21 protein-coding genes are annotated in these 25182 nt (G+C 56.5%); 10 read left to right on the forward strand and 11 right to left on the reverse strand.

The genetic code is table 11. From position 1 onward, the window contains the following. Positions 1 to 53: 53 nt before the first annotated feature. Positions 54 to 1952, forward strand: coding sequence for a polysaccharide biosynthesis tyrosine autokinase (locus MK745_RS18045; protein ID WP_431978988.1), 1899 nt, complete (start codon positions 54 to 56; stop codon positions 1950 to 1952). A gap of 73 nt (positions 1953 to 2025) precedes the next feature. Here MK745_RS18045 and MK745_RS19920 read toward each other — a convergent pair whose 3' ends face one another. From MK745_RS19920 to MK745_RS18055, 3 genes are all read right to left on the reverse strand, one after another. Continuing rightward, complete coding sequence (locus MK745_RS19920) at positions 2026 to 2136, reverse strand: hypothetical protein (protein WP_366936437.1); 111 nt, start codon at positions 2134 to 2136, stop codon at positions 2026 to 2028. 30 nt (positions 2137 to 2166) lie between these two features. Then, positions 2167 to 3270, reverse strand: a complete 1104-nt coding sequence (locus tag MK745_RS18050) for a surface lipoprotein assembly modifier (RefSeq protein ID WP_243614598.1) — start codon at positions 3268 to 3270, stop codon at positions 2167 to 2169. Positions 3271 to 3530: 260 nt separating this feature from the next. Beyond that, positions 3531 to 4190, reverse strand: coding sequence for a hypothetical protein (locus MK745_RS18055; RefSeq protein ID WP_243614599.1), 660 nt, complete (start codon positions 4188 to 4190; stop codon positions 3531 to 3533). 202 nt (positions 4191 to 4392) lie between these two features. On the opposite strand from MK745_RS18055, the gene MK745_RS18060 reads away from it, so the two are divergent. Together MK745_RS18060 and MK745_RS18065 are read left to right on the forward strand one after the other, a co-directional pair. Beyond that, complete coding sequence (locus MK745_RS18060) at positions 4393 to 6570, forward strand: sensor histidine kinase (protein ID WP_243614600.1); 2178 nt, start codon at positions 4393 to 4395, stop codon at positions 6568 to 6570. Between the two features lie 10 nt (positions 6571 to 6580). Then, on the forward strand, positions 6581 to 7216 hold the full coding sequence (locus tag MK745_RS18065) for a response regulator (protein WP_243614601.1): 636 nt from the start codon (positions 6581 to 6583) through the stop codon (positions 7214 to 7216). Positions 7217 to 7742: 526 nt separating this feature from the next. On the opposite strand, the gene MK745_RS18070 is transcribed toward MK745_RS18065, so the two are convergent. From MK745_RS18070 to MK745_RS18085, 4 genes are all read right to left on the reverse strand, one after another. Then, positions 7743 to 9704, reverse strand: coding sequence for a hypothetical protein (locus MK745_RS18070; protein ID WP_243614602.1), 1962 nt, complete (start codon positions 9702 to 9704; stop codon positions 7743 to 7745). Further along, on the reverse strand, positions 9691 to 11172 hold the full coding sequence (locus tag MK745_RS18075; RefSeq protein WP_243614603.1) for a hypothetical protein: 1482 nt from the start codon (positions 11170 to 11172) through the stop codon (positions 9691 to 9693). The genes MK745_RS18070 and MK745_RS18075 overlap by 14 nt, the downstream gene beginning before the upstream one ends. Beyond that, positions 11169 to 13070 (reverse strand): hypothetical protein, encoded by a 1902-nt coding sequence (locus MK745_RS18080; protein WP_243614604.1) that lies wholly within the window; start codon positions 13068 to 13070, stop codon positions 11169 to 11171. Before MK745_RS18080 ends, MK745_RS18075 begins: the two co-directional genes overlap by 4 nt. Positions 13071 to 13176: 106 nt before the next feature. Further along, a complete protein-coding gene (locus MK745_RS18085) occupies positions 13177 to 13737 on the reverse strand; it encodes a hypothetical protein (RefSeq protein ID WP_243614605.1) in 561 nt (186 codons plus the stop codon). A 196-nt stretch (positions 13738 to 13933) separates the two neighbouring features. Here MK745_RS18085 and MK745_RS18090 point away from each other — a divergent pair, with 196 nt between their 5' ends. After that, positions 13934 to 14407 carry a MarR family winged helix-turn-helix transcriptional regulator gene (locus MK745_RS18090; RefSeq protein ID WP_243614606.1) on the forward strand — a complete coding sequence of 158 codons (474 nt, stop codon included), beginning with the start codon at positions 13934 to 13936 and terminating at the stop codon, positions 14405 to 14407. Positions 14408 to 15227: 820 nt separating this feature from the next. Here the strand turns inward: MK745_RS18090 and MK745_RS18095 are convergent. Beyond that, a protein-coding gene (locus MK745_RS18095; protein WP_243614607.1) for an IS3 family transposase occupies positions 15228 to 16381 on the reverse strand; the annotation gives its coding sequence in 2 pieces (ribosomal slippage) (positions 15228 to 16129 and positions 16129 to 16381; 1155 coding nt in all). A 51-nt stretch (positions 16382 to 16432) separates the two neighbouring features. Continuing rightward, on the reverse strand, positions 16433 to 17038 hold the full coding sequence (locus MK745_RS18100) for a site-specific integrase (protein WP_279391854.1): 606 nt from the start codon (positions 17036 to 17038) through the stop codon (positions 16433 to 16435). An 83-nt stretch (positions 17039 to 17121) separates the two neighbouring features. Here MK745_RS18100 and MK745_RS18105 point away from each other — a divergent pair, with 83 nt between their 5' ends. After that, the gene (locus MK745_RS18105; protein ID WP_243614608.1) at positions 17122 to 17280 is read left to right on the forward strand and encodes a hypothetical protein; all 159 of its coding nucleotides are present in this window, start codon (positions 17122 to 17124) and stop codon (positions 17278 to 17280) included. A 175-nt stretch (positions 17281 to 17455) separates the two neighbouring features. Here MK745_RS18105 and MK745_RS18110 read toward each other — a convergent pair whose 3' ends face one another. After that, the gene (locus MK745_RS18110) at positions 17456 to 17866 is read right to left on the reverse strand and encodes a GFA family protein (protein ID WP_243614609.1); all 411 of its coding nucleotides are present in this window, start codon (positions 17864 to 17866) and stop codon (positions 17456 to 17458) included. 466 nt (positions 17867 to 18332) lie between these two features. On the opposite strand from MK745_RS18110, the gene MK745_RS18115 reads away from it, so the two are divergent. From MK745_RS18115 to MK745_RS18130, 4 genes are all read left to right on the forward strand, one after another. After that, positions 18333 to 19229 carry a DMT family transporter gene (locus MK745_RS18115; protein WP_243614610.1) on the forward strand — a complete coding sequence of 299 codons (897 nt, stop codon included), beginning with the start codon at positions 18333 to 18335 and terminating at the stop codon, positions 19227 to 19229. Between the two features lie 336 nt (positions 19230 to 19565). Then, positions 19566 to 20555 carry a TRAP transporter substrate-binding protein gene (locus MK745_RS18120; RefSeq protein ID WP_243614611.1) on the forward strand — a complete coding sequence of 330 codons (990 nt, stop codon included), beginning with the start codon at positions 19566 to 19568 and terminating at the stop codon, positions 20553 to 20555. Continuing rightward, positions 20556 to 21062 (forward strand): TRAP transporter small permease, encoded by a 507-nt coding sequence (locus tag MK745_RS18125; RefSeq protein ID WP_243614612.1) that lies wholly within the window; start codon positions 20556 to 20558, stop codon positions 21060 to 21062. Continuing rightward, positions 21059 to 22312, forward strand: coding sequence for a TRAP transporter large permease (locus MK745_RS18130; protein ID WP_243614613.1), 1254 nt, complete (start codon positions 21059 to 21061; stop codon positions 22310 to 22312). Before MK745_RS18125 ends, MK745_RS18130 begins: the two co-directional genes overlap by 4 nt. A gap of 9 nt (positions 22313 to 22321) precedes the next feature. Here MK745_RS18130 and MK745_RS18135 read toward each other — a convergent pair whose 3' ends face one another. Continuing rightward, the gene (locus MK745_RS18135; protein WP_243614614.1) at positions 22322 to 23179 is read right to left on the reverse strand and encodes a LysR substrate-binding domain-containing protein; all 858 of its coding nucleotides are present in this window, start codon (positions 23177 to 23179) and stop codon (positions 22322 to 22324) included. 134 nt (positions 23180 to 23313) lie between these two features. On the opposite strand from MK745_RS18135, the gene ilvD reads away from it, so the two are divergent. Continuing rightward, positions 23314 to 25164, forward strand: a complete 1851-nt coding sequence (gene ilvD / locus MK745_RS18140) for a dihydroxy-acid dehydratase (RefSeq protein ID WP_243614615.1) — start codon at positions 23314 to 23316, stop codon at positions 25162 to 25164. The last annotated feature ends 18 nt before the right edge of the window (positions 25165 to 25182 follow it).

Here is a 25182-nt window from a genome sequence, read left to right on the forward strand (position 1 = left end):
TCGTCGAAAACGCACCAGAGAGCGTTACCGAGATTGAGATCATGCGCTCGAGAATGGTGCTTGGAAAAGCAGTCGCCGATCTGAACCTCGACTGGCGTGCCTATCCCAAATACCTCCCCGTGGTGGGGTATGGCCTGACACGTGTTGGATTCCCGTTGCCTGATGTTGGCGTCCTGCGGAGCTATGCGCGTGGTGGGGAGCGGCTGCGCCTAGACCTGTTGCAAGTGCCGCCTCGCTGGTTGAATGCCGATATCACCCTGGTCAAAGGTGCCGGTACGGCGTTTGATGTTCTGTTGCCGGATGGAGATGTCTTGTCTGGGCGCACGGGCGCGGTGGTGCGCGACGCGGAGGCAGGGTTCGCAGTCAAGGTGGGAGAAATCGTAGCAGAGGCCGGGCGGCATTTCATTCTTCGGCAAGTTTCGGAGAATGCTGCGATCAGGCGCCTGCGAGGGGGCATGGCGGTTTCCGAGAAGGGGCGTCAATCTGGCATCTTACGTGTCACCTACCAAGCGGGATCTCCTGAGCGCGCGCGTCGGGTCCTGCATGCAATTACCCGTGCCTATCTGAGCCAAAACGTGACGCGTAGCGCGGCCGAAGCCGAGAGCAGTCTCGATTTCATTGAAACTCAACTCCCCGAAGCCGAAGCGGCGGTCGCAGAGGCGGAAAGGGATCTGAACGAATACCGGCAGTCGCAGAATGCCATCGACCTAGGTTTCGAAGCCGAGAGCATCCTGACCCAGATTGGTCAACTTGAGACCGAACTGAGCCAAGTTCAGCTCGAAGAAGAGACCCTCAAAGAGAATTACACGCCAAAGCACCCGGTCTATAAGCAGTTGCTAGACAACAAGGCGCATCTCGAAGAACGAATTTCCCTTCTGCGGAACGAGGCGGAAGAACTGCCGCGCACACAACGCGAAGTCTTTGATAAGACTCGGCGCCTTGAACTTGCCGAGGAAACCTATCTTCAATTGCTCAATCGGGCTCAGGAACTCAGGGTCCTCAAGGCAAGCACGATCGGGAATGTCCGGATTCTCGATACGGCCCATGCGACCCCGCAGCCCATCGCTCCACGCAAGAGCATGATCCTGGGTCTATGCTTGGTTCTAGGTGCCTTGCTCGGCGCCGCTTTCGTTCTTGTTAGAAACGCGCTGCACCGGGGCATTCAAAGCTCGGAGCAGATCGAAAATCTGGGCATCCCGGTTTTCGCGACAATCAACAAGTCTCTTTCCGCCGAAGGCGCAGGGAGCAAAAGCAAGGCTTGGCCAATCCTGGCGGTGACGAGCCCGGTAGACCTTGCCGTTGAGGCATTTCGGAGCCTGCGTACCAGTCTTCATTTCGGCATGCTGGATGCCCAGTCCAAGTCAGTTTTGATCACGAGCGCTGCGCCTGAAGCTGGGAAGTCCTTTACCTCCGTCAACCTCGCCGTTGTCGCGGCGCAGTCGGGTAAGAAAGTCTGTTTGATTGATGCTGACCTGCGGCGCGGGCAGCTTCGCAAGTATTTTAACTTGAAGAAGGATACGGTTGGCCTTGCGGACTACCTCTCGGACAAGCGCCCTCTAGAAGGTGTCGTGCAACCGACCGATATCGAAGGACTGGAGTTCATTCCAAGCGGTCTTTATCCGCCCAACCCGTCCGAACTGCTTATGCGCCCAACAGTCAAAGCGATGATGGAAGAGTTGGACAAGTATTATGATCTGATCATCTTCGATTGCCCGCCGGTGCTCGCGGTGACGGACCCTGTGATTCTTGGGCGTGAAGCAGGGGCCATTCTGGCTGTGATCCGCTTTGATCAGACGCCTGAAGGAGAAGTCGAAGCTCTGAAGCAAGCCTTTGAAGTTGCAGGGCTTCAGGTCAGCGGGGCAATTTTGAACGCCTTTGATCCCAAGAAATCGAAGAGTGGTCAGTATTACTACTACAATTATAGGTATAGTTACGCGAACCGGAAGGAATGAGGCGTCGCAGTAACACAGCAGAGCCTCTACAACACGACATCGCCGAGGGGGATTACCCCTCGGGTGTCCGTCGTCAGACATGGGGAGGGAGGTGAGGGTCGTAGTCGTCGCACCAGATCCCTATCGAGGCTCGAGTATGGCGCAGGTTGGCAAAGAGGTGCCCGTTCAGACATTCGTCTTTCAAACGACTATTGCTCTCTGCGCTGTCGCCCCCTCAGAAGCTGCGAGAAAAGCCGAGCGATATATATCGGTTATCGAAGCGGGCGATGGGAATATTGGAATTGGATTGCTCAACCCCGAGCTTGATGACAGGGACAAAGGGGCCGATACGCCAGTCGCGGTGAAACAGGCTGGCGTCGATGCGCAGAGAATCGTCCCGGCGTTTGACACCAAAAATGTGATGGGCGCCCTTGCGGTTTTCCCTGCCCTTGGTGACACTCAGGGAAGAGACGATGCCGCCCTTGAAAGCATATGTCGCGCCGAGGGTCAGGGATGCGCGATGCCCGCTCTCCTGCGCCCAGTTGGCATTGGTTTGTTCGAGAAAACCACTGAGCGAGAGGCGCAATTGTGGTGAGACCATGTGATTGTAGCTGAGCGCGGCGAGATTTCGCCGGCCATCAGCGGCAGTGAAACTCTCATGCGCGAGGCGGTAAGTTTCGAGCTTGGCGCGGAACGTGCCTTTCCGGCTGATCTGTTGGCTGAACTGGGCATAGAGGCCGGTTTGGTCGGAATAGGTCTTGTCAGCCAAAGTTCGGATGGCGAGGCGCAGGCCGAACTCGGCTTGGCGCTGGCGGTCGCCATAGTGCCGCAGGCCGAGATCAAGCTGGACCCGGTTGTCGCGATAGGTCTTATCGTCGCTGATCTTAGAGTCGAGTGACAGGGCGAGGCGCAGGCGCGTGTCGCGGTTTAGGTGGGGCAGGTATTCCAGGCCGGATTCGATATGCAGGCGGACCTTGGGTTCAGCCTTTTGGGTGGGGTGGTAAGTAAAGGGGATACCGTTGATGACGATTTCCTGTGTCCCCGCGACTTTGCCGAGATTGGTTTCTGGGGTAATACCGAACCGAAGATAACCACTCCAGGTCTTGGCCTGGCTTAGAGCTTGGAGGCGTTGGTTGACGACATCCCGCTCTTTGGCAGCCAGCTTGGCACCGCGCAGTTTTTCCAGATGATGGCGCGCGCGGTCGTTTTCACCGATTGCTTCGAGCGCCACGGTCAGACCCATCCGATAGCGTTTTACATCCGGGCGGGCCGAGACCAGATGCTCAAGACAGGGTAGGGCCTCGCGGGGTTTTTTGGCATTGAGCAGGCTGGCCGCCATTTTCTCAAGCTGTGACAGGGGCAGTGATTGCTCCACTGCAGTCCGGCACGTGTTTTGGTAGGCGAAAGCAGACTGTGGCGAGAAAAACGTGCCGGACAGGGCTAGAAAGAATAGCACCGCAACCGAGGGGGCGTACCTACCCCGATTGCGTTGCCAGAAACGGTGCGAGGCCCGCTTAGAAAATCTGACGCCAATAAAATTGCATGGCTGTTGCAAGACCTTCATGCGCCGGACCCCACTGTCGGGCGGAGCCCGAAACCTCATTGCCGTTCGAGATAGAATGTGCCGCCACCGGCGATAAACACGGGCGTATTCGCGTTATCGATTGTCATGGCCGCTGCGCCATGGGCACCGGACCCGTTGGTGCCGACGAAGGTGCCGAGGAGGGAGAGTTCGGTATCGGAGCTTTCGCCAGTCTCATCGTCGGTCAGGGTGCCGCGCATCCCTGCGCTCAGATTGGTGAGCCAGATGCTGCCACCGGTGGGCAGCGCCTGTTCGCTTGGGGCCGTGATATTGGGTAGGTTTGAGTTCGCGGTATCGAGCGTTCCAGAGAGGCTCACGTCCTGATTGTTGACCGTGCCGCGGAAGTTCGTCGCCGTACCAGACACCGTCCCTTCGACCGGACCACCAAAAGCCACATTCAAGTCTATATCGCCCACGATATGGCCTTCGGCCTGTCCACCGACCTGATCGAGGACTTCAACCTTGACCTGGCCCTGGTAGTTGGCATTGCCCGTCAGCTGGGTCGTCGTGGCCAGCGTATTTGCCATCGCGTCATAGGCGGTGTCGTAGTCTTCAAGCGGTTTGGGATCGCCACCTCCACCGCCACCGCCAGCACCGCCGCCATTGCCGAGGCAACCGGAAAGGGCGGTAGTGAGGAGGAGCAGGCCCGACAGGTGAGCCAATGATTTCAATTGCATGGTTTTCTCTTTCTCAAAGCAAAGGCCTGAGTTTGTGACCGCATGGCGAGCACCCGTTCAGACCAGTTATTTCCGACCGCAGAGACAAATATGTTTGGCCGATAGAGAAAAAGTACTAACAATTGGCGTGACCCCGCACCCCCCTGAACGGGGGGACGGCATCGCTATTCTGACACACTATATTCTCGCGGGGGACTGTTTCATGAAGGCTTTTTCGCTTCCCATACCGATGTTGCTTTTTGCGACCCTTTTCGCGCTTGCATCGGCGCTTCTTACCCTCTGGGTATCTCTCTCGCAGCCATGGATGGGGCTTGACCTTGCGCCGGACGGGCCGACAAATCGCATCGAGGTCAGGGCGAACGCATCGTTTGCAGATGGTGAGATAATCCCGCGCGGGGCGTGGATTGTAGCAATTAAGGGAAGCGGTAGGGAAACGGCGATACCGCTGGAGGCGGTTGACCTCGTGGAAGAGCCTGACACCATCGCGACCTATGAAGCGCTGGAGGTGTTTCGCGACAAGCAACAGCGCCTGTCAGAGCTTCTGCACAGTGACAGCGTTGTCTTGCGCGTTGTTGAGCAGGGGGGCTACGTTTTTGAAAGCAGGATTGTGCCTGAGCCCAATCGCCCGCTATCAGAACTGCCTGTTGTGTTCTGGATTCAGGTCGTGGTGGGCGTCTGCGGGTTTATCGGGGGAGCCTGGGTGTTCAGCTTGCGACGGGGTGATTTGCCGGCCTTCTGGCTTTTCGTGGCCGGGTTCGGGCTGATGATCTCCGCCCATGCCGCAGCGATATATTCGACCCGCGAGTTGGCCCTGCCGAGGGTGATCTATCAATGGGCCGGGCCGCTCAATTCTGGAGGCGCGATGCTTTTCGGGATCGGGATGCTTGGACTGTTCCTGTGCTACCCCAAGAAACTGGTGGCGGCGCGGTTCACCTTCTTGCCGACCCTCGTGTTCCTGCCTTGGGTGGCGCTGCATGTGATGGGACTATTCCCGTCGCAATCCTATGGAGCGCAGTTGGCGATTATTGTGGCGTTGGTGTCCATTCTAGTGTGTGTTCTCATTCAATACCTGAAGACAGAAAACGATCCACTATCGCGTGCCTCGCTGCGTTGGTTTGGTCTTTCGGTGCTGATTGGTGCAGGGGCATTTGTAATCACAGTTTCGGTGCCGACCTTGATCGGGGTCAAGCCGGCGTTACAGCAGGGCCATGCCTTTATTTTCTTCCTGTTGATCTATGCCGGGCTTGCTCTGGGAGTGGCGCGTTATCGATTATTCAACTTGCAGAGTTGGTCATTCAGAATTCTGTTTTACATGGTTGGGGTCTGTGTTCTGCTGTTGATTGATGCGCTTTTCGTCTATGGGCTGGCGTTGGATCGGGCACCTGCGCTTGGGCTAGCGCTATTGATCGTTTCGTTCCTATATATCCCGTTGCGTGACACTCTGGGACGGCTTGTCCTGCACAAACGGCGCAGCACGTCTCAATTGTTGGGGCGCGAACTTGTCGATGTGGCACTCACGCCGACCGCGGAGGCGCAGATGGCGCGCTGGCAGGAGGCGCTGCGTACGGTTTTTGCGCCTATGGGGATTGAGCCCCTCGAGGATACCGCGCCCGCTGCGCCGCAATTGCGAGACGAGGGAACTGCCCTCGACATCCCTGCGATTGCGCCGCTTGCGGCGCTTCGGCTGACTTGGAAAGAGGAGGGCAAGACGCTGTTCTCGCGCGAAGATGAGGCCTATGCAGCGGATCTCTGCCAGATGCTTGAACATACCATCGCGAGCCGCAACGCCTTTGAAAAAGGGGTATTGGAAGAACGCGCGCGAATTTCCCGCGACATGCATGACAATATCGGGGTGCGGTTGCTCGGTGCGCTGCATAGCCAGGATGACGGGCGCAAGAACGGACTGATCCGCGAGGCGCTCAAGGATTTGCGCGATATCGTGTCAGACCGCAACAACCCCGATCGGTCGATGGGAGAGATGCTGGCGGACCTGCGCCATGAGATCACCGGTCATTTCCATGATGTCGGCATCGCGGTGGCATGGCACATCGAACAAGAGGACTTGCCTTCGCTCGCGGCGCGGTCAGCCAACGAACTGGGAGCACTGCTCAGGGAAGCAGCCAACAATATCATGAAACATGCGAAGGCGTCGGAGGTTTCTGTGCGGATCTGTGGCGATAATGAATTTCTAGTCGTGACGGTTGAGGATAACGGGATTGGCATAAGGCCAAAGCAGGGCTCAAAGGGAAATGGACTACGCAATATGAAAGAGCGTGCGCAGAGTTGTGGCGGACGGTTTGATCTTGTGTCGCCGCGACCGGGTGCTGCCGATGGCACGCGCTTGGTCTTTTCCCTGCCGCGCAGCAACGTCGTACAATGAGAGGGTCGCGATGAGATTAGGGTTCATATTGGAAGACGTCCCGGAAACCCGGCAGTGGTTGACTGTGCTGTTGCAAGATGCGTTCGAGGGGATCAGCGTCCAGACTGCTAGTACAGTACGCGAAGGGACGCAGCTCGTGCAGGGGACTGTATTTGATGTTGCGCTCATCGACCTGTCTCTGCCGGATGGTAATGGGCTTGATGTGTTGCGAAGTTTTCGCAAGGCCTCGCCCGAAGGGGCAGCGATCGTCACCACCGTGATGTCAGATGATGGCTATATCGTCTCCGCGCTTGCGGCGGGAGCCGATGGGTATTTATTGAAGGAACAGCCTTACGAGATGCTTGTTCGCCAACTTCGGGAACTGTCATCAGGCATCCCGGCGCTTTCGCCCTCTGTTGCAAGACGCATCATGAGCCATTTTCGCCTGACTGGACCGATTGAAAGTGAAGAAGGCGACCTGACCAAGCGAGAGACTGAGGTGCTAGCCCTGATTGCACGAGGGTTGCGCAATTCTGAGGCGGCTGCGGCGTTGGGCATTTCGGAGAACACTGTTTCGGGCTACATCAAGACAATCTACCGCAAGCTTGGGATATCCAGCCGTGCCGAGGCATCCTGGCACGCCAGCAGGATGGGACTCAACAGCTGACAAAAGGGACCTTGATCCTCTCGCGGAACGTGAGTAGTGCGCCGCTGGTGGGCTTTGGCACAGACAACCTTGCGCAATTGCCACGCAATAGCGTTTTGAGCGAGGCTCAGGACTTCGGAAGCTGGGTCGCCTCTACTCTTTGATGATCTTGCCAGCCTAATTGAGCAAGCAAACTGCGGTCTTCGTACGCGATATATCCAATCCAACAAACAACCTCATTCGGTCATTCTCTATTTGGGTTCAATACGGGAATAGCGGCAGCGCGGTGCCGATTTGACAAGTGGCAAAAGCTGCGCGAGGTGCTAGCCCTCTTACGGCGTATCATGACCAGAAAATGATGGTTGCAGTGAGCGCGATGAAGGACCGGAAGACGGTTGGGAACCAATCATAGGGTGTTACGTCCCGTCGCCAGTCTTCGAAAAACCACCCTGTCAGCAAGCAGTCAATCGGTCCGAGGCGAGTTGTTCATCAAAGCGGCATCCACTGTGTAGCTGATTTCTTACCCCGCTGTAAGAAACGGGAAAAATCACCGTATCAATCCAATCGGCGGTGGCATTAAGCCGGAGACATCCACCTCAGGAATTTCGCGCAGCCCATCAAATTCTGCGACGTGCTTTGCCATGGTCTTCGCGAGATCTGCACGGCCATGAGGCGGATTGGCGATCTTTGAGCGAAGGTCGCGATCAAGTTGCTGTGCCCACTCCAGAGAAACCAACCGGGGGGAAGGGCCTGGGCTCCACGCCAGTAATTTCGGGATGGGGTTTGCTTTCATTGTCATCCCTGTGCCGACAACGATTTCTTGAAGAACACGCCACTCTGAAGTCCATGGCAATGTCAGGTAGTTCTTAATCTGCATGATACTCTTGCTATAAGTTTTGCCTTTCGCTGCAGAGCAAGGCCACTCAAAAGAGGCGATATCTACAGCACGAACATCTTCCAAAGATGCGTTCTCATCGAACCCTAGATGCTCTGCCAAAACACCAGTTGCCAGCTTCAGGCTGCGATATGTGGTTGGGGCCGCTCCCATCGTGGCGACGACCGTTTCAAGCTCCCGCTCCAAATTTTCTGGTAAGCCACCGTGTCGCTGTCGGCGGTGCCATAATGGCTGCAGATGTTCAAAGCCTGAAATTTTACGGAGATCATGTACGCCTTTGTACACGTGAGACAAACAGTCATAAGGGCAACTATCCCGCAACTCCTCCAACCACTTCTGTGTGATATCTTCTGGCGAAGTTTGCTTCTTGATAGCCTCTCTGCGAATAACCCAAAGATGCTCATATTCGTCAGTGATCAGAGCTGTTTTGGTGATCTTGATATATAATTCATCCCACGCAACGACGACAGGATCTTTTGGACGCGGCGGTAGCTTTGCAGCGGGAAATGAGCGCCGAATGCCTATCGGGACAGTAGGCAACAATTCAGCCGGGAGAACGCCTCGCAGGGCGTCCAGTTGTTCGCAACCAAGACGACATTGCGTTGGTGTGGATCGGGACCCACGACTTTTGTGATACTCAATGACTGTTTGTACCCAGTCTGCGGAGATCTCGGATGGCATCAAACCAGCCGCACTGCCCGGCATGGAGATGTTGAATAGCGCATTTGTCTGGAACCCGGCAGATCGGGCCATTTTGCGGAGATCTGACCATGCCTGCTGAACTTCTGTGAGCCGGTAATCGCGACCTCCAATGCAATGCATGACGTCATTGATGTAGACGCGTAGCGTTTTCGTTTTGACGGGAGGAATGCCAACATCTGAGGGATCCGGCAAATTCACGACGGCCTTGCGCATGTCATCAAGGGTATCACTCACGCTATCCAGAAGCCCTCCGGCGGCAGCGAGACGATGTACATAGTCAAAGGCATTGAGAGACTTCTTGCATTTGATCATGCTGCGCGCCGAAGCGATTTCAGGCGCCATCGTTATAAAGCGGCGATGATCACGCAAATTCGGTAGGGCAGCTGGCATCAACTCCGGCAAAAGCCCGGTACGCTCGACCAAGTCACCGTCATACAGCTGGCGGAATGCGTTCAATGCCCCACGAAAACGAATTCTCTTTGCTCCTCTGAGCGGTGCATAAGCATTTCTAATGATCTCATCATCCACGTGCCACGGCTCTGTTTTCGAGGGAAGAAATCTTGGCAGGTCATGTAAACTCGCCATTGTCCTGTTGAAACATAGACGTGCAGCGCGTCTCAACGAAGTCCAGGGATCACCGTCCGTGTTACAGGGATCAGCCAGCATCTGCGCATCCAGAATAGCTCTGCGCCAAGCCTTATAGTGTGTCGCGCCGTTCCAATGGCCGCGAAGATCGTCCTTGTCAGGCGGATATGTCTTGGCGAAATCAGGTGCCGCGAGATTGAGCGCCTCAACAGGTACCCCTTCTTTCTTTGCCAGGAGCTCAATCGCGACCATCGTAGTGAAGCGTGTTTCGTCTCTGACTGATAACGCATTACCGGTCAGCTGGGCATAGATTTCAGAGATCTGCATTGCGGTTCTCCTGTCGGTCTGTGAATGCGCGGATTTGGCGGATGAGATCACCGGGCATGAGAGCTTCCCGCCGATCGCTGGCTGCAGCCTGTACGCGCTGAACCGCCACCTGGCGTATGCGTTTCGCTTGGTATTTTTCCGCGGTTGCCGCTGATGTTTGTTGAGCCATGACCATAGCGTCGCGCGTGCCCCTTTCGCCGCGATGAATAGCTTGATCCGTGTGAAGCATTGTCCGCGTCGTCGTAAACGAGGTCCCGGAAAAAGTCTTGAACAGGCGGGGAATATAGGTCGGGCTGGTGTATTTTCCTCGGTCTCGCACAAAAAGAGGACCGCCTTGCTCCATGGCAAGGGCCCTCATGTCAGACAGATGGCGCGCATTGTGATCACCTATTACCACCGCGTCGATATACCGTGCGAACTCGGGCTCCAGAGCGACTACGAGATGGTCGGTGTTGTGCGCTTTCGTCTTGTTGATCGCAGTATCGATCACCCATGTGCCGGCCTCCCAATACAGCGTCTCCCCGAAAATTAAACGAGCATCCGCGTTGCGCAGAGGCACAATGCTATAAAGACCGAGAATTGCGCCCGCATTGCGCAAAAGATGACGACGCGACGGACGTGGTTCAGAGGCAGCCCGCGACAGGAGTGCATCCGCTTTGTCTAACAGACCCAAAGTCGTGTTGCCTGTGTCGAGCAAAACCTGAAACTTCAGCGCGTCCTGCCCCTTTTCGTAGAGGGAGTATCGGGTCAAACGTTTGCTGAGATACCTTGTGTCCTCGTCAGAGGTGAGCCCGCTGTACCGTGCAAAGCGATAAAGTTCTTCAGCGGTGGCGCGCATTGTCGCCCAGCGGATGCCGTGTGACTTTTGATGCAGTCGCGCTTCAAGATCGGCGAGATACAGGTTGATGGTGCCTTCCGAAATGGCCGGTTCAAATCCTGCTTCACGGGCCGACCATGTGAACTGACACAGCTTTTCACACATGCGGTGCAGGATATCGCGGGCAGGAGCGGCGGCTTTCTTTCCGGGGAACCCGTACGCAGCACGACGCAACACCTCTTGCCAATCATCAGGCAGTTCCCACGGATGCACTGAGACTTTCCGAGTCCGGGCGTTTGGTTTGTATCGGCAGGGGTCCCAATCAACGGACCGGTTTGCAGATACAGGGGCGGGCTCCAGAGCTGGCTGTGGAAGCAGCGCGGTTGCGGCGTCAACACTGGGTAGCTCGGATGGAAGAATGGTTTCGAAGGCCACGTACAGATGAGCGAGCCAAATGTCCGGCGCATCCGCAGCGCTACTCTGAGCCCAGCGGGCATAGTCGGAGGCGACAGGCTGTTTTGTTCCGGAGGTAATTGCATGTTGCCAAACCTGATCCGCTGCCATCAGAGCGGGCAAGGGGAGATCATGAATCTCTTCGATGTGCAGAAATTGCTGCCAGGCTGGTTTGGAAAGAATGTGATATCGGTTCATGAGGCTTCACTTCGCTCCTGCAGGATTTTGGCACGGCGACGTGCCGTGTCTCTCTGCACGTTCAGCACTGATTGTTTGGCGTTGATCCAAGCGTAGTTGCGCTGGACGACAGCGACTGAATCTCCGAGGATTTTTGCGAGATCTTCCATCGACCGGCGGCCTTCATTGATGTCGATCGAACAGTAGCCGTGGCGATAATTGTGGGAATTCATTGGCAGGCCGATTGCACCAGAAGCCTCTGCAAGCCAGATGTAAAAGGTACTGGCAACGAACCCATCGTTTGAGGTGACGGCTTTCTCAAGTGGTGGAAAAAGCGCGTGTGTTTTGTCGGCCTCGGGGAACAAGGGCCGGATTTCACTCAAGTAGAACTTGATGATCTCGACAGCATGGTCTCCGGCGCCGCGCTTCTCGATCGTGATCGGCTCGAGTTCTTCGCCGCGTTCAGAGAGAAACCGTCCGTTTTTCAGCTCCTCATTCGGAAACTTGATGATCACATGGGGTGACCGCCCTCTCAGATGCAGATGCATCGTTTTCTTGGGACCGCTGTGCCGGAGTGAGAGCATGTTTTGCCGGCGAAATGGCGCACCCTCCAAGGCGATGGCTGCGTAGGCGGCCATCATACCGAACATTCGAACCTGCCGGAGTGCTGCTTTGACGGAGGAGCGCTCCCTGTCTGGCAGGGCGGCCAACACGGCTGGCTTTGAAAGTGTCTTCAACTCTAGGCCATGTTGTTTTGCGGTGGCGAGGACTTCGAGAGCACGACGGTAATATTCGAGGTGCTGAATCTGAAAGAGGGCAGTTTTTCGGGGATCACGCAGGAGAGATTGGCACCATTTCTTGACCTTCGGGCTCATCGTTTTTCCTGCTGATCTGCCCTCGACCAAATAGGGAAGGACTTTCGTCAGCCCTCTGACATAGGTGCCGGCATCGGGCAGTCCATTCCGATGCAAAAGACTGCCAAGATCAGCGGCATAACCAGCGAGTGTTCGCGTCTTAAGGTCCGCATTTCTGCCCCACGCAGCCAAGACGCAGTCGATATAATTTTCGGAGAACAGATGCTTCAGATCGACCTCGTTTGAGAGGTTCGGGAACAACTCAAGGAGGGTCTGGATATAAAGTGAGGTCGCGGCACTATACGTTGCGCGCGTCGAGGCAGAAAGCGCTGTGGCCATATGTGCGTGGCGCGGATCATCAACTTGCTCTCGAGCGGCGACCTCGACCCAATTACTGATGGCGTTCTGAAGTGGCTCAGGGAGAGTCGAGATGCGGCCAGCGGGTTTGACTGCCGGGGTCACGGGGTAGGGGGGTAAGAACGGGCGTAAACATTCAATGTCGCGCAGTCCATCGAAAGCTTTCAGGCCGTTTCGCAGTCTCTTGCGCTGCGCCACAGGGGCAGACGACAGCGAAGCCTCGGCCCGGTCCAATGTCAAACCCGAGGGTGAGATATCGCCAGTACGGCAGCAGTCGACCAAAGCGGTCAGTGCAATACGATTTTGCTTTCGGAAGAAACCGGCGGCAACCAGAAGGTCCACGCGCCGCAACAGTTCAGCCCATTCATCGTCACGTGCCCTCCGCTCAAGCTTGGCGGCTTTTGCACCGGTAACAGCTTCAATGAGGCGGCGGCCGGCGCGTTGCTGCTGTTTATAGGTCTCTTCTGCAATTCCCGCTGCGTGGATGAGAGCCTGAAGTGCCGTCATGCCACCACGCAGCTTGGGAACAGCTTTCTCATAGTCCGACAACACTGCGGGAAAATGATCGAAATCCGGACCTTCGAAACCATGGATCGCAAAAGCAGATTTGGCTTTGCGAATATCCTGCTTTTGGCTCTTGCTACCGTGTATCTCAACATGTGCAACGGCCTCTTGCATCGTCGGAATTCTCGAGGTTCTTTCAGTCATGGGCATTTCCGTAAGAGCTTGGCGTTACAGGGGCTTTCTGGCGTTATCGGGGAAGTGGTAACGAACATTCATGAATTTCCCCGAACCGGAAATTTAGGACCGTTCGTTACAAATGGCATTGGCGGGAGACCTCGGCGTTATCGGAGCAAATCGCTGCAAATACGTTACGAGAGGCGGTTTTCGAGGCAGTATTGGTAGCCGGAACGGCTGCTATTGCTGGCATGAATGGGATCGTATCATTCCGCAGATACGCGTCGATCTGAGCAGGAATCCAGCGCCTGCCTCTTGCAGCCGCCTGGCCGTGTCCCGTTTGGGTCAGTTCAACAGGTGCGGGGAGGGTGAGGCGCTCTTCACAAATTGCGGCATTGATCGCTGAAACGCTCAGGCCAGTGTACTCAGATACCCAGGTGGATTTTTGGAGGGGGTAGAGTAGGGTCTCCATACTCTCGGCGTTACGTACTGCGACACCGAGGATTTTTTGCATTACGTCATGAACTGAATATCGATGGTTTTTCGCATGACCGGACAACTCGCGGATATCAAATCCTGCGGTCAGGCGAGGAACCGAGTTTTTGCCAATCTGCGCCCAAGCGGCAAGTTCTGCTGTTGACATGACAGCAGATGTGCGCAGCGCGATTGGAGTAAGAGATGCGATAAAGGCGGTCATTTGCACGGCTTATTATTGATAGATTGCTACCTAAGTATCCGTGAGCTACCTGCCTTCAAGAAGTTTTTTCTGCACCAAAACGTAGAACTGTATGGATTTTGGTCGTTTTGTTGCGTGATGTACTGATAAATAGTAGGTTGCAACCAAACTATTTCCTAAGAATGTTCCGTGATCGCGGAACAGTATAGGAGTCCAAATGCCGTCAGACTTGGAAATCCCCAAATTTGATCAGGATCACGTTCAGCGCGGGCGGGATATCTACGATCTGTGTTCAGCGATCTCGAAGGAGATTATGAAGCGGCGACAGGTCAAGCTCGGCTCGATCGGTCTTTCCGCGGGCACTGCAGGTTTTATTCGAGTTGTAGGTGATCGAGAAGATCTGACGCTGTCAGATGTTGCCAGGGCGCTTCGGGTTGAGACCGCCACTCTGAGTTCTCTGGCTGTTAGAATGGAGCGAGATCGCCTTCTCATCAGGCAGCCCTCTCCGAAAGACAAACGTGCCATGCTTCTATGTCTTACGCCGCGTGCTCGAGAGCTCGGCCAACAGGCAGAACTGATCGCAAATATGGATCTCGCTGATGTGACTTATGGATTGTCCGATTCTGAACAGAGCCAACTTGTCAGGTCTCTTCAGCATGTCCTTCAAAATTTTGATGATCTCTCCTTGTGAACCAAGACTGGTTCTCCATTTTTTCGAGGAGGTTCTTCAGACCTTTCTTAATATCAGGCTAAGGCTGTGCTTACCCTGCATTCAGCATTGCGGACCCCATTTTGATGCGCAGCAAATGTTCGTGGACATTGCCGGGATCATGAGTTCACTTTACGTTCTTGAATATGCGAGGGGATTTCTGTGGTCTCTTTGCCTCTTTGCCGCCCGCGCCCATGAACACTGCGGGCTTTCTGCGATCAGCTTTCCGCGATGTCCACGGGGGGCGCTGAGCTCTGGATCCGCGAGTGACAACGGCTGATATTGATCAAAGTTCTGGTTGTCTCGGTGCGGATTCAACCAAGCAGCATTTTAGATATCTCGCATTTTGACGCTCAACTCTGCGCCTCCTGGAACGCTTCCGATACCTTAGCTGCTGCAGATTGTGAGGCGAGCAGTCGTCGTGCATATCGGGCAGGCATTTCAGGTGAAGTCCAGCGCCCTGCCACCATAATTGATGACAAGTCACAGCCCAGACGAAAAGCATCCTGCACACCTCCGACTCGTGTGCTGTGTGCTGATACATCGTTTCGGCCAGTACGTCGCCGGATGATCCGGGATAGTGTTGCGGGGTCCAGGGGAGTTCTTAAGCCTCCCCTCTGCGATTTCGTGAGAATTGGATGATCAGCCTTTAAGCCAGCTTCATCAATCCATGCGATTACTGCATTCGTGCCTCGACTCGATAGGAATGCAAAAGCACCCTCGCCATTTTGGTCCGTTTTGGATCGAGACACGAAGAGCAAGCTGAGCTACTCCCCATCGGTTGGACAGTATCTGGCGTAAATTAAGCTACTCTTTGCATCTGCCGATCGGGTTGGGTTTCGTCTTTTCTCAGCCAATAGACCACGGCGGGTGGCCTGCCGCCAAGGGCTGAGTGTGGGCGTTGGTTATTGTAGAAGGTCATCCATTTTCGAATGCCCGCTTTCGCTTCTGATCCGGTTTCCCAGGCATGCAGGTAGGCGCATTCATATTTCAGCGTCCGCCACAGCCGCTCGATGAAGATGTTGTCGAGGAATCTGCCCTTTCCATCCATCGAGATGCGCACGCCGGTTCTGCGCAGCCGGTCCGTCCAGGCGAAGGACGTGAACTGGCTGCCCTGATCGGTGTTCATGATCTCGGGCGGGCCGAACTTGTGGATGGCCTCGTTCAGTGCCTCAACACAGAAGTCGGCCTCCAGCGTGTTCGAGATGCGCCAGGCCAGGACCTTCCGGGTATGCCAGTCCATGATGGCGACCAGATACAGGAACCCGCGCCTCATGGGCAGGTAGGTGATGTCCGAACACCAGACCTGGTTCGGCCGCTCGACCCTCAGCCCCTTCAGCAGGTAGGGGTATGTCTTGTGCCCTTTCGCCGGCCTGCTCGTGTTGGGCTTCTGGTAGATCGGCATCAACCCCATCAGGCGCATCAGCCGGCGGATGCGCTTCTCGTTCACCAGGTGGCCGTCATTGCGCAGGTGCCAGGTCATTTGCCGGACACCGAAGAACGGCGTTTCCAGGAACTGCTCGTCGATCTGACGCATCAGGTTGAGGTTCTGCTCGGTCTCCCCCTTCGGCGTGTAGTAGAACGACGAGCGCGCGATCGACAGCAGCTTGCACTGCTGGACAATCGACAGCTGCGGATGGTCAGGCTCGATCATGCCGCGCCTCACTTCCCGCCCCAAGGCTTCAGCTTTCGTTCCAAAAAAGAGTTGGCCACGGCCAGCTCCCCGATCTTGGCGTGGAGTTCCTTTACCTGCTCCTCGTCGATCTCGGGCTTTTTCCGGGCGCCGCGCTCGAACACACCGGACGCGCCCTCCAGCAGGGCACGTTTCCATTGATGGATCATCGTCGGATGAACCCCGAACCGGCTCGCCAACTCGGCGGCGGTCTCTTCGCCTTTCAGGGCTTCCAGCGCGACCTTCGCCTTGAACTCGGGCGCATGCTGCTTGCGTTTCGACATTTCTGATCTCCTTCTCGTCGAAGATCAGCAGACTGCAAATCGTAGCTTATGTCAGTGTCCGAATTTCGGGGGGTAGCTCAAGCTGCTACCGTCATCCTGCCGCTGTAGGTCTTTTACGCGGAAATTGCAGATTTCTGAAGCGCGGCACCAACTGTCCGTCGCGATCCAAAGAAGCGCCTTATCCCGCATCTCAATCCGTGTATTTCCTAGCCTCTCAATTGCAGCCAAGACGTCTTTCTTCCCTAATGGTGGGGCTTGCCTTGCAGCAGATCCGTATTTTCGCTTTACGCTCTTGACTGCCAGCTCAACTAAGCGGTGCGTTGTAGGCGTTGGAAGGAAGTGGGAGCGATGAAGCTCGGCAATCCCCCAGAGCCTCGTTTCGATCGTTGTTGCCGCTAGCTTTCCCCCCATATCATCGACCCATGCCGCAACAGTTGAGGGGGAGATAGGTGGCGCAGCACTGTACCCTCTTTGGGCACACCACTCAGCGAACAACCTGAGTATCATGCGGTAATTCCGTAGTGTTGCCGGAGCAAATGCCGCCTCTGAGCGGCGCCGATACTCTTCAATGATCTTCGATCTTTGGTCGTTTGGCAGTCTCGAAAGCTCGATCAGAAGTTCCGTTCGTTCGCTTTGACGATCAAATGCGTAGTTCATCCTTGTCCCTCTAAAGCTTGCAATGTTTGCATTTTGTTAACACTCATGACTGCAGGTTGGCATCGAACCACTAGAGAAGCGAGATGGATGAGAAACAGAAAGACACCCAGCGTTGCATAGACGAATTGGAAGCGGCCTTACTCGATTACATAGAGATGTATGGGCCGACCGAGAAAGCAAAACGCGCTATCGATCGTGCGGCAGCTAGGAGAGCAGTATTGGGGATCGACTTTGCGCAGTGAAGGTGAACCCAGCCCGGAACCGCTATTCACTCTCAGCGCTGACTCCACGCGCTGCTTGGCCAGACCTGCTATTCGTCCATGGCACAGCATTCTCGGAGTGCAAGTGTCTGTAGAGCAGGATGAACCCGACGGTCGCGCCTTGACGTTTGGCTGCTGTCCGATTTGCATCTTCGGTTCAACCGGGAAGCCCGTCGATCCTTTCGATGGAGGCGAGGTCGTTGTCCCAGTCTGCACGACTGGCACAGTAGATATGCGCCGTGGGTCGTATATAGATCCGGCTGTCAATCGACCCTGCCGGCACCACAAGAAAACCAACCTCCGGCTGAGAAACAGGCAGCGCGGCCCCGCAGTCGGAGCAAAAGCTCTTCATATGGTGTGACCCGGAGAGCCGAAATATTTTGATGTTTTCCTCGCCTGAAACCCAGGTAATTTTGGCCGTCGAGGAAAACAGGTTTGCCGAATGGGCCGAACCGCTGTCCTTACGGCAGCGGGCGCAGTGGCAAAGGAAAAAGCTATCGAACTCTCCCGATATGCGGAACGTCACAGCGCCACAAAGGCATTGTCCGGTGGTAGGGTTGTCGTCCATTCACACTCCTCTCAACCCGCAAGCCCCTGTCGCTAGTCGAACGCATTTTCATTGTCACTTATATCGTCGTGGTGGAACACGGTCAAAGGGGATACCAATCTGAACTGTAGTGTCGCGGCATGCATTGCACCCGCCTATCAGATCGACAGAAAACACCGATAGCCGCCTTGCGTGCGCCGCGTAGCTACCCTCTTTGACCGGTGTCCGAAGGTGGTCCTATCAGTGATCGCATTCGCAATATTTCCCATCTACTGGAAAGGAATCCTGACCCTAAGGATGCAGTGCCGATCGACACACGGTTTCATCGTTCCGAGCATGGATTCCTCTCAGATTATCGGTCAGGCCGCGATTGGTTGCCGTCATATCCTGACATGAAAAGCGATGCGCATGAAGTCGTCCGGTGAGAGCGTATAGTCTGGTCGCCAGGATTAACGCGCTGGCGCGGGGTGCGCCGTGGGAGGGAAAGATGAGCCAGGTCGATGTAAGGATGCCGAAGTCCAGTACACAGGGCATTGTTCTAATGTGTATCGGTGTGGCCTGCCTCAGCACGAATGATGCAATCGCCAAGACGCTCACGGATAGGTATTCGCCCCTCCAGATTCTGTTCATGCGCAATGTGATCGCCCTGCCGTTCACGATCCTCATCGCGCTGATGATAGAAGGTGCCATAGCACTGCGATCGCACCGCCCCCTGGCACATCTGGTCCGTGGCGCGCTCTGGGTCGGTGCCACCATGATGTTCTTTACCAGTTTCATGTATCTTGGCCTGGCAGAGGCGACGGCGCTGATCTTCGTCGCGCCGTTCTTCATCACTCTTATCTCGGCTCTCTTTTTGAGCGAAGCGGTCGGTTGGCGCAGATGGCTGGCGGTGCTGACCGGATTTATCGGTGTGTTGATGATTATCCGACCGGGCGGCGCTACGTTTCAGCTGATTTCGATGCTGCCGGTTGCGACCGCATTCGTCTATGCCCTGTTGATGCTCAGCGCACGTTGGGTCGATCCGAGGGAAAGCGTATGGACGCTTCTCATCTATCTGACAGGTGCCGGAACACTGCTGAGCGCAGCGATCGTACCGTTCGTCTGGATGCCGATACAGGCACAGGATCTTTGGCTGTTCGGTGGCATCGCCATTTTCGGTACGATTGGCATGACGATGATGACGCAGGCCTTCCGGCTATCACCGGCAGTCCTCGTTGCGCCACTGGACTACACGGGTCTACTGTGGGCCACACTCTTCGGATGGGTGATCTGGAGCGAGAGCCTGGGTACGATGACTGTGGCCGGGGCGGCGCTCATCATCGCTAGCGGCGTTTTCACCATCCTCCGAGAGAAGCGACAGGGCAGGGGGAGGAAGCACGCCTGACAATGATCCTGCCGGGAGTTCGGCTCCTGCATCGATTTTCACGCGGACCACACTGCTTCCGGGCATGGAAATCACTGAATTGGCCCAGTGGCGCGTCTTTCATGCGCAGAAACCCAAGCCTGCGCCGCAAACAGCAAACACCTGCTGCCGGGCCTCTCCTAGAAAATGATTTAGGAGGAGAGAGGGGCAAAGACGCTGTCTGGCGCAGGTATCCAGATCGGGTGATACGCGTGGTGCGGATCTGCGTTTGGGACCTCAAATCGGCAATATGGGTGAAAAGGAGATCCAGCCCAGTCCTGATGCCGCGCTCTTCCTCAGACAATTAGGGAGGATAATATGAAGATCACGAATTACTTTGCAGTCGTTACCGGTTGCATCGTCACGATGGCCCTGGGCCAACCCGCTCTGGCTGAAATCGAAGAAGTGAACCTGCGGCTCGCGCATGTCGTTAACGAAAACGACGGGTTTCATGCCGCGGCCACTAAGTTTCAAGAATTGGTCGCTGAACGTTCCGATGGTAAAATCACGGTCGAGGTGTTCCCGAACGCGACCCTCGGTGATGAACGCACCCTTCTGGAAGGCATGCAGATCGGTACAATCGACATGGGCGTGATCACCAACGGCCCGGTGTCAAACTTTCTCGAAGACATCGCGGTTTTTGAAATGCCGTTCCTGTTCCCCTCGGCCGAGAAAGCCTACGAGGTCCTCGACGGGCCGATCGGGCAGGAACTTCTGGACCGGCTGGCTGAAGTGAACCTCAAGGGTCTGGCCTATGCGGAACGCGGCTTTCGCAATCTGACGAACTCGGAACGGGCCATCAACACGCCTGCTGATCTGGAGGGCCTTAAGGTTCGGGTGATGGAAAACCCGGTCTATATCGACACCTTCCGCGAACTTGGGGCGAACGCGATCCCGATGGCCTGGACCGAGGCACTGACAGCCATGCAGCAGGGCACCATCGACGGACAGGAAAACCCCGTCGGCGTCGTTCATTCGTTCCAGCTGAATGAAACGCAGACAAACATGACAATGACCCGGCACACCTATGCCCCGGCCATCATCGTGATGAGCCTATCTGTCTGGAACGACCTCTCGGAGGAGGCCCAGGACATCGTTACCCAGGTTGCGCAGGAGGCTGCGGAATACGAACGTCAGCTGAATGCAGACCTCGAGAGCAAGCAACTGGAGGAGCTTCGGGCCTCCGGTATGACCGTGATCGACGACGCTGACCTCTCCGCGTTTTCCAAGGCGGTCGCCCCGGTTTACGACAAGTATGGCCAGCGCTTCGGAGACTACCTTCCGCGCATTCAGGACGCCCTGAAATAAATGCTGGCGGCGCTGAAATGGATGGACCGGGCGATAAGCGCGGTCCTCTCCCCCGTTGTTGTCGCGGGCATGGCTGCGCTGGCGGCGGTCATCACCTTGCAGATCGTGTCGCGGATGTTCTTCACCTCCGTTTCCTGGACCGAAGAGGTAGCCCGGTTCCTGCTGATCTGGATCACTTTCCTCGGTGCCACACTGGCCTTTCAGCAGGGGCGGCACATCGCGGTCCGCATGTTGCGAGATAGCCTTCCACCGACACTGCGGCGGATCGTGTCCGGCGCCGGGATCCTGATCGCGATTGCATTCCTCGCGACACTGACTTGGATCGGATGGACGTACATGACCCTTCAGAGTTTCCAGCGGTCGTCAGCACTGCGCATTCCGATGAACAACATCTATTTCGTGATGCCGCTGGCCAGCGCTCTGATGGCTTCGCTCTCGGTCATTGACCTGATCCGTCTGTTTGCTGGCGAACCCGCACGCGATGATCGAACGGAGAGTGCCGAATGACCCTCATCCTTGCAAGTCTCTTCATTCTGTTTCTGTTGATGGGCCTGCCGGTGGCGATTGTAATCGGCGCCTCGGCGACGGCTGCTCTGCAGCTGGACGGAATGCCGCTTATGGTCGTGCCACAGCAGATGTTCGCTGGTATCAACAGTTTTGCCCTCGTCGCTGTTCCGATGTTTGTCCTTGCGGGCGATATACTCGCGCATGGTGAAATCTCGAAACGTCTGATCGCCTTCGCTGATAGCATGCTCGGCTTCATCCGCGGCGGCCTGTCGGTTGTGTCGGTGATGGCCAGCGTGTTTTTCGCCGCGATCTCAGGCTCTGGCGCTGCGACCACGGCAGCCGTCGGTGCAAGCCTTGTGCCCGAGCTAAAGCGAAAGGGCTACGATCCGGCCTCGGCGGCCTCGCTCATTGCTGCCGCGGGCACGATCGGTGTCGTCATTCCTCCATCGGTGCCGATGATCATCTACGCCGTGATCGCGCAGGAGTCGGTCAAGAGCCTGTTCCTCGCCGGTTTCATTCCGGGCATCGCCATGGGGCTGGGCTTAATGATCGTGGCGGTCTTGCAGGGATACCGTCGTGCCTATCCGAGCGGGACGGAACTGTCGATGCGGACGATCCTGCGCACTTTCCGATCTGCAAGTTGGGGCCTGATGGCACCGCTGATCATTCTGGGTGGAATCTTCTCGGGCTTTTTCACACCAAGTGAGGCAGCGGTCGTCGCCGTCAACTATGCAATCCTCGTGTCGCTGTTCATCTACCGTGACCTGAGTCTCGGAGAGCTTTACCGCATCATCCTGCGGGCCGGCGCGACGACAGCAGTGATCCTATTCGTCATCGCCGCGTCGTCCGTTCTAAGCTGGACACTCGCCAGCTGGCAGGTGCCGAACGCAATTGCAGCATTTGCCCTGTCGCTGACCGACAGTATCTTTCTCCTGCTTCTGGTGATCATGGTGCTGATCCTGCTGACCGGCGTCTTTCTTGAAACGGCAAGTGCGCTGATCATCCTGACCCCGATGCTACTGCCGCTGGCGGTACAGCTCGGTATCGGAACGGTGCATTTCGGAATCATCATCGTGGTCGGTCTCGCCATCGGGATGGTCACTCCGCCCGTCGCGATTAACCTGTTCGTCGCGGCGTCGACAACGGATCAGTCTGTTGAACGGATCGCCCGCGCGGTGGTCCCATACTTGGCCGTGCTGATCGTGGTCTATCTGCTGATCGCCTATGTCCCTCTGTCACTGACGGGATAGCGCCGCATCTCAGGAGCTGTGATCAAACGCGCTGACGATGTGATCTGCCATAGCCTGCACGGCGCGGTTGGCCCCGTCATGCACCCGGTTCAGCACGATTTCGGTCGGGGGCAGATCGGGGAACCCGTCCGACTCCCCAAGGAATCGAAGACCAAACTTGGCCGTCGTCTCCTTGACGACGGTCACACCGATTCCCGCGGCGGCAGCTGCTTCGACTGTCCCGATGCTTGATCCGGTGAATGCGATGCGCCAGCTCGCACCTGACGATTCAAGCGCGCGCAACGCCCACTGGCGGAATAGGTTTCCCGAGGGCAGCAGGGCCAAAGGAATTTCCCCGGCGTCCGGCAGCGGCTTGTCGGCAGCGTAGGCCCATAGCGTTCGCTCATGGCGCAGCACCAGACCCTGACCCATGCCGACCGGATGGGTGGAAAGAACCAGGTCAAAATCATCGCCAAGTCGCGTCATCAGAAAGTTTGAAAACCCTGCCGTGATCTCGACCGTGACGGCGGGGTGGCGTTCTTGGTACCGCGCGACAATGTCGGGAAGTATTTGGCTGGCGTAGTCGTCCATCACTCCAATGCGCACGAAACCGACGGTGGAGGACGCGCTCATCGCATCAACCGCCTGATCGTGGAGCGACAGAAGCCGACGCGCGTAGACCGCAAACTCCTCCCCCTCCCGCGTCAGGACACGCATGCGACCCGACTTTTTGAACAGGGTAACGCCTAGAACCTCCTCAAGTTTACGCAACTGTACACTGATCGTCGACTGCGACCGATGTACGGCAGTCGCAGCGCGATGAAATCCACCTAGGTCTATAGCACTGATGAACGTGCGGAGTAGTGCAGTGTCGATATTCTTGGCCATTATTATTCGAAAATAGTGAAGTATCACTGCCATTATATTCAATTTTATAGACTATGAAACCAGTTAGAATATCCGGGAAGGCGGCAAGCGCAGCTCTCGTCTCGCTTCTGCCCGTTACAATGCAGGAGAAGCAAATGCCGGATCTGAGATCTAAGACATCGACACACGGGCGGAGAATGGCCGCAGCCCGCGCCCTGTGGCGAGCCACGGGAATGACTGAAACCGATTTCGGCAAGCCGATCGTCGCAATCGTCAATTCTTACACCCAATTCGTGCCGGGGCATGTCCATCTCAAAGATCTAGGAGACCTTGTTGCATCCGAGGTGACAGCCGCCGGTGGCGTTGCGAAAGAGTTTAACACAATCGCGGTAGATGACGGCATCGCCATGGGTCACGCCGGGATGCTCTACAGTCTCCCCTCGCGTGAGATCATCGCAGATTCCATCGAATACATGGCCAATGCCCATTGCGTTGATGCGCTCGTCTGCATCTCCAATTGCGACAAAATCACCCCAGGCATGCTGATGGCTGCGATGCGGCTGAACATTCCTGCGATCTTCGTATCCGGTGGCCCGATGGAGGCCGGGAAAACCATCCTGTCGAACGGAGAACAGACGACCGATCTAATCGACGCCATCTATGCCAGCGCATCGCCGGATCGCAGCAATGAGGATGTGGACGCAATCGAACGGTCGGCCTGTCCGACCTGTGGATCCTGTTCCGGGATGTTTACGGCGAATTCGATGAACTGCCTTGCCGAGGCTCTGGGGCTGGCGCTACCGGGGAACGGATCTCTCCTCGCGACCCATGTGCGGCGGAGAGACCTGTTTCTGGAAGCGGGCCGTCGCATCGTCGATCTCTGTCGGCGCTGGTATCAAGACGACGACGCGACCGCTCTGCCACGTGATATTGCCGACCGCGCCGCCTTTGAAAACGCGATGGCCCTCGACATAGCCATGGGCGGGTCGACCAACACAATCCTGCACCTACTGGCAATCGCGCAGGAAGGTGAGGTCGACTTCACTCTTAAGGACATAGACAGACTGTCACGCGAGGTTCCGCACCTGTGCAAGGTCTCGCCCGCCACGCCCGATTATCACATGGAGGACGTCCACAGGGCAGGTGGGATCGCTCGCATCCTAGGCGAACTTGACCGCGCTGGTCGGATCAATCGTGACGCCGCGACCGTCCACGCCCCCACCATTGGTGATTTTATCGACCAGTGGGACATTCGGCGTTCCACCGACCCGGACATCGACACCTTTTTCCGATCCGCCCCCGGCGGGATGCGGACGACACAGGCCTTCAGCCAGAACCGGCTTTATCGCGAAACGGATATCGATCCGGTGAACGGCTGCGTAAGGTCGATCGAGCACGCCTATAGCAAAGAGGGCGGGCTCGCCGTCCTCACCGGCAACCTCGCCGTTCAGGGCTGCGTTGTCAAAACAGCCGCCGTAGACCCAGAGATGCTGCGATTCACAGGCACCGCACAGGTCTATGAATCCCAGGAAGCCGCCGCCAATGCGATCCTGCAGAAAACCGTGGTACCGGGCACCGTGGTTGTCGTGCGGTATGAAGGTCCGAAGGGCGGCCCGGGCATGCAGGAAATGCTCTACCCAACTGCCTACCTCAAAAGCATGCGTCTGGACCGCAGTTGTGCCCTGCTCACCGATGGCCGGTTCTCGGGCGGATCGGCGGGCCTGTCCATTGGTCACGTCTCACCCGAGGCGGCCGAAGCTGGGGTGATCGCGCTGATCGAGGCAGGCGATAAGATCACCATCGACATCCCCGCGCGCCGCATTACCCTTGATGTTCCGGATGAGGAACTCGACTGGCGGCGGCGCAACCACCGGAACGCTGACGCCGCCCTGTGGACACCGCAGGCGCGCAATCGGGTCGTGTCGCGGGCGCTTCAGGCCTATGCGGCCTGGGCAGGCAATGCATCTGTCGGCGCGGTCCGGCAATTGCCTGACAGATCATCGTGAGAGAGCGCCGAGAGCCCG

The organism is Shimia aestuarii (genome assembly GCF_022814865.1).
In the GTDB taxonomy this organism is placed as follows: Bacteria; Pseudomonadota; Alphaproteobacteria; order Rhodobacterales; family Rhodobacteraceae; genus Shimia; species Shimia aestuarii_A.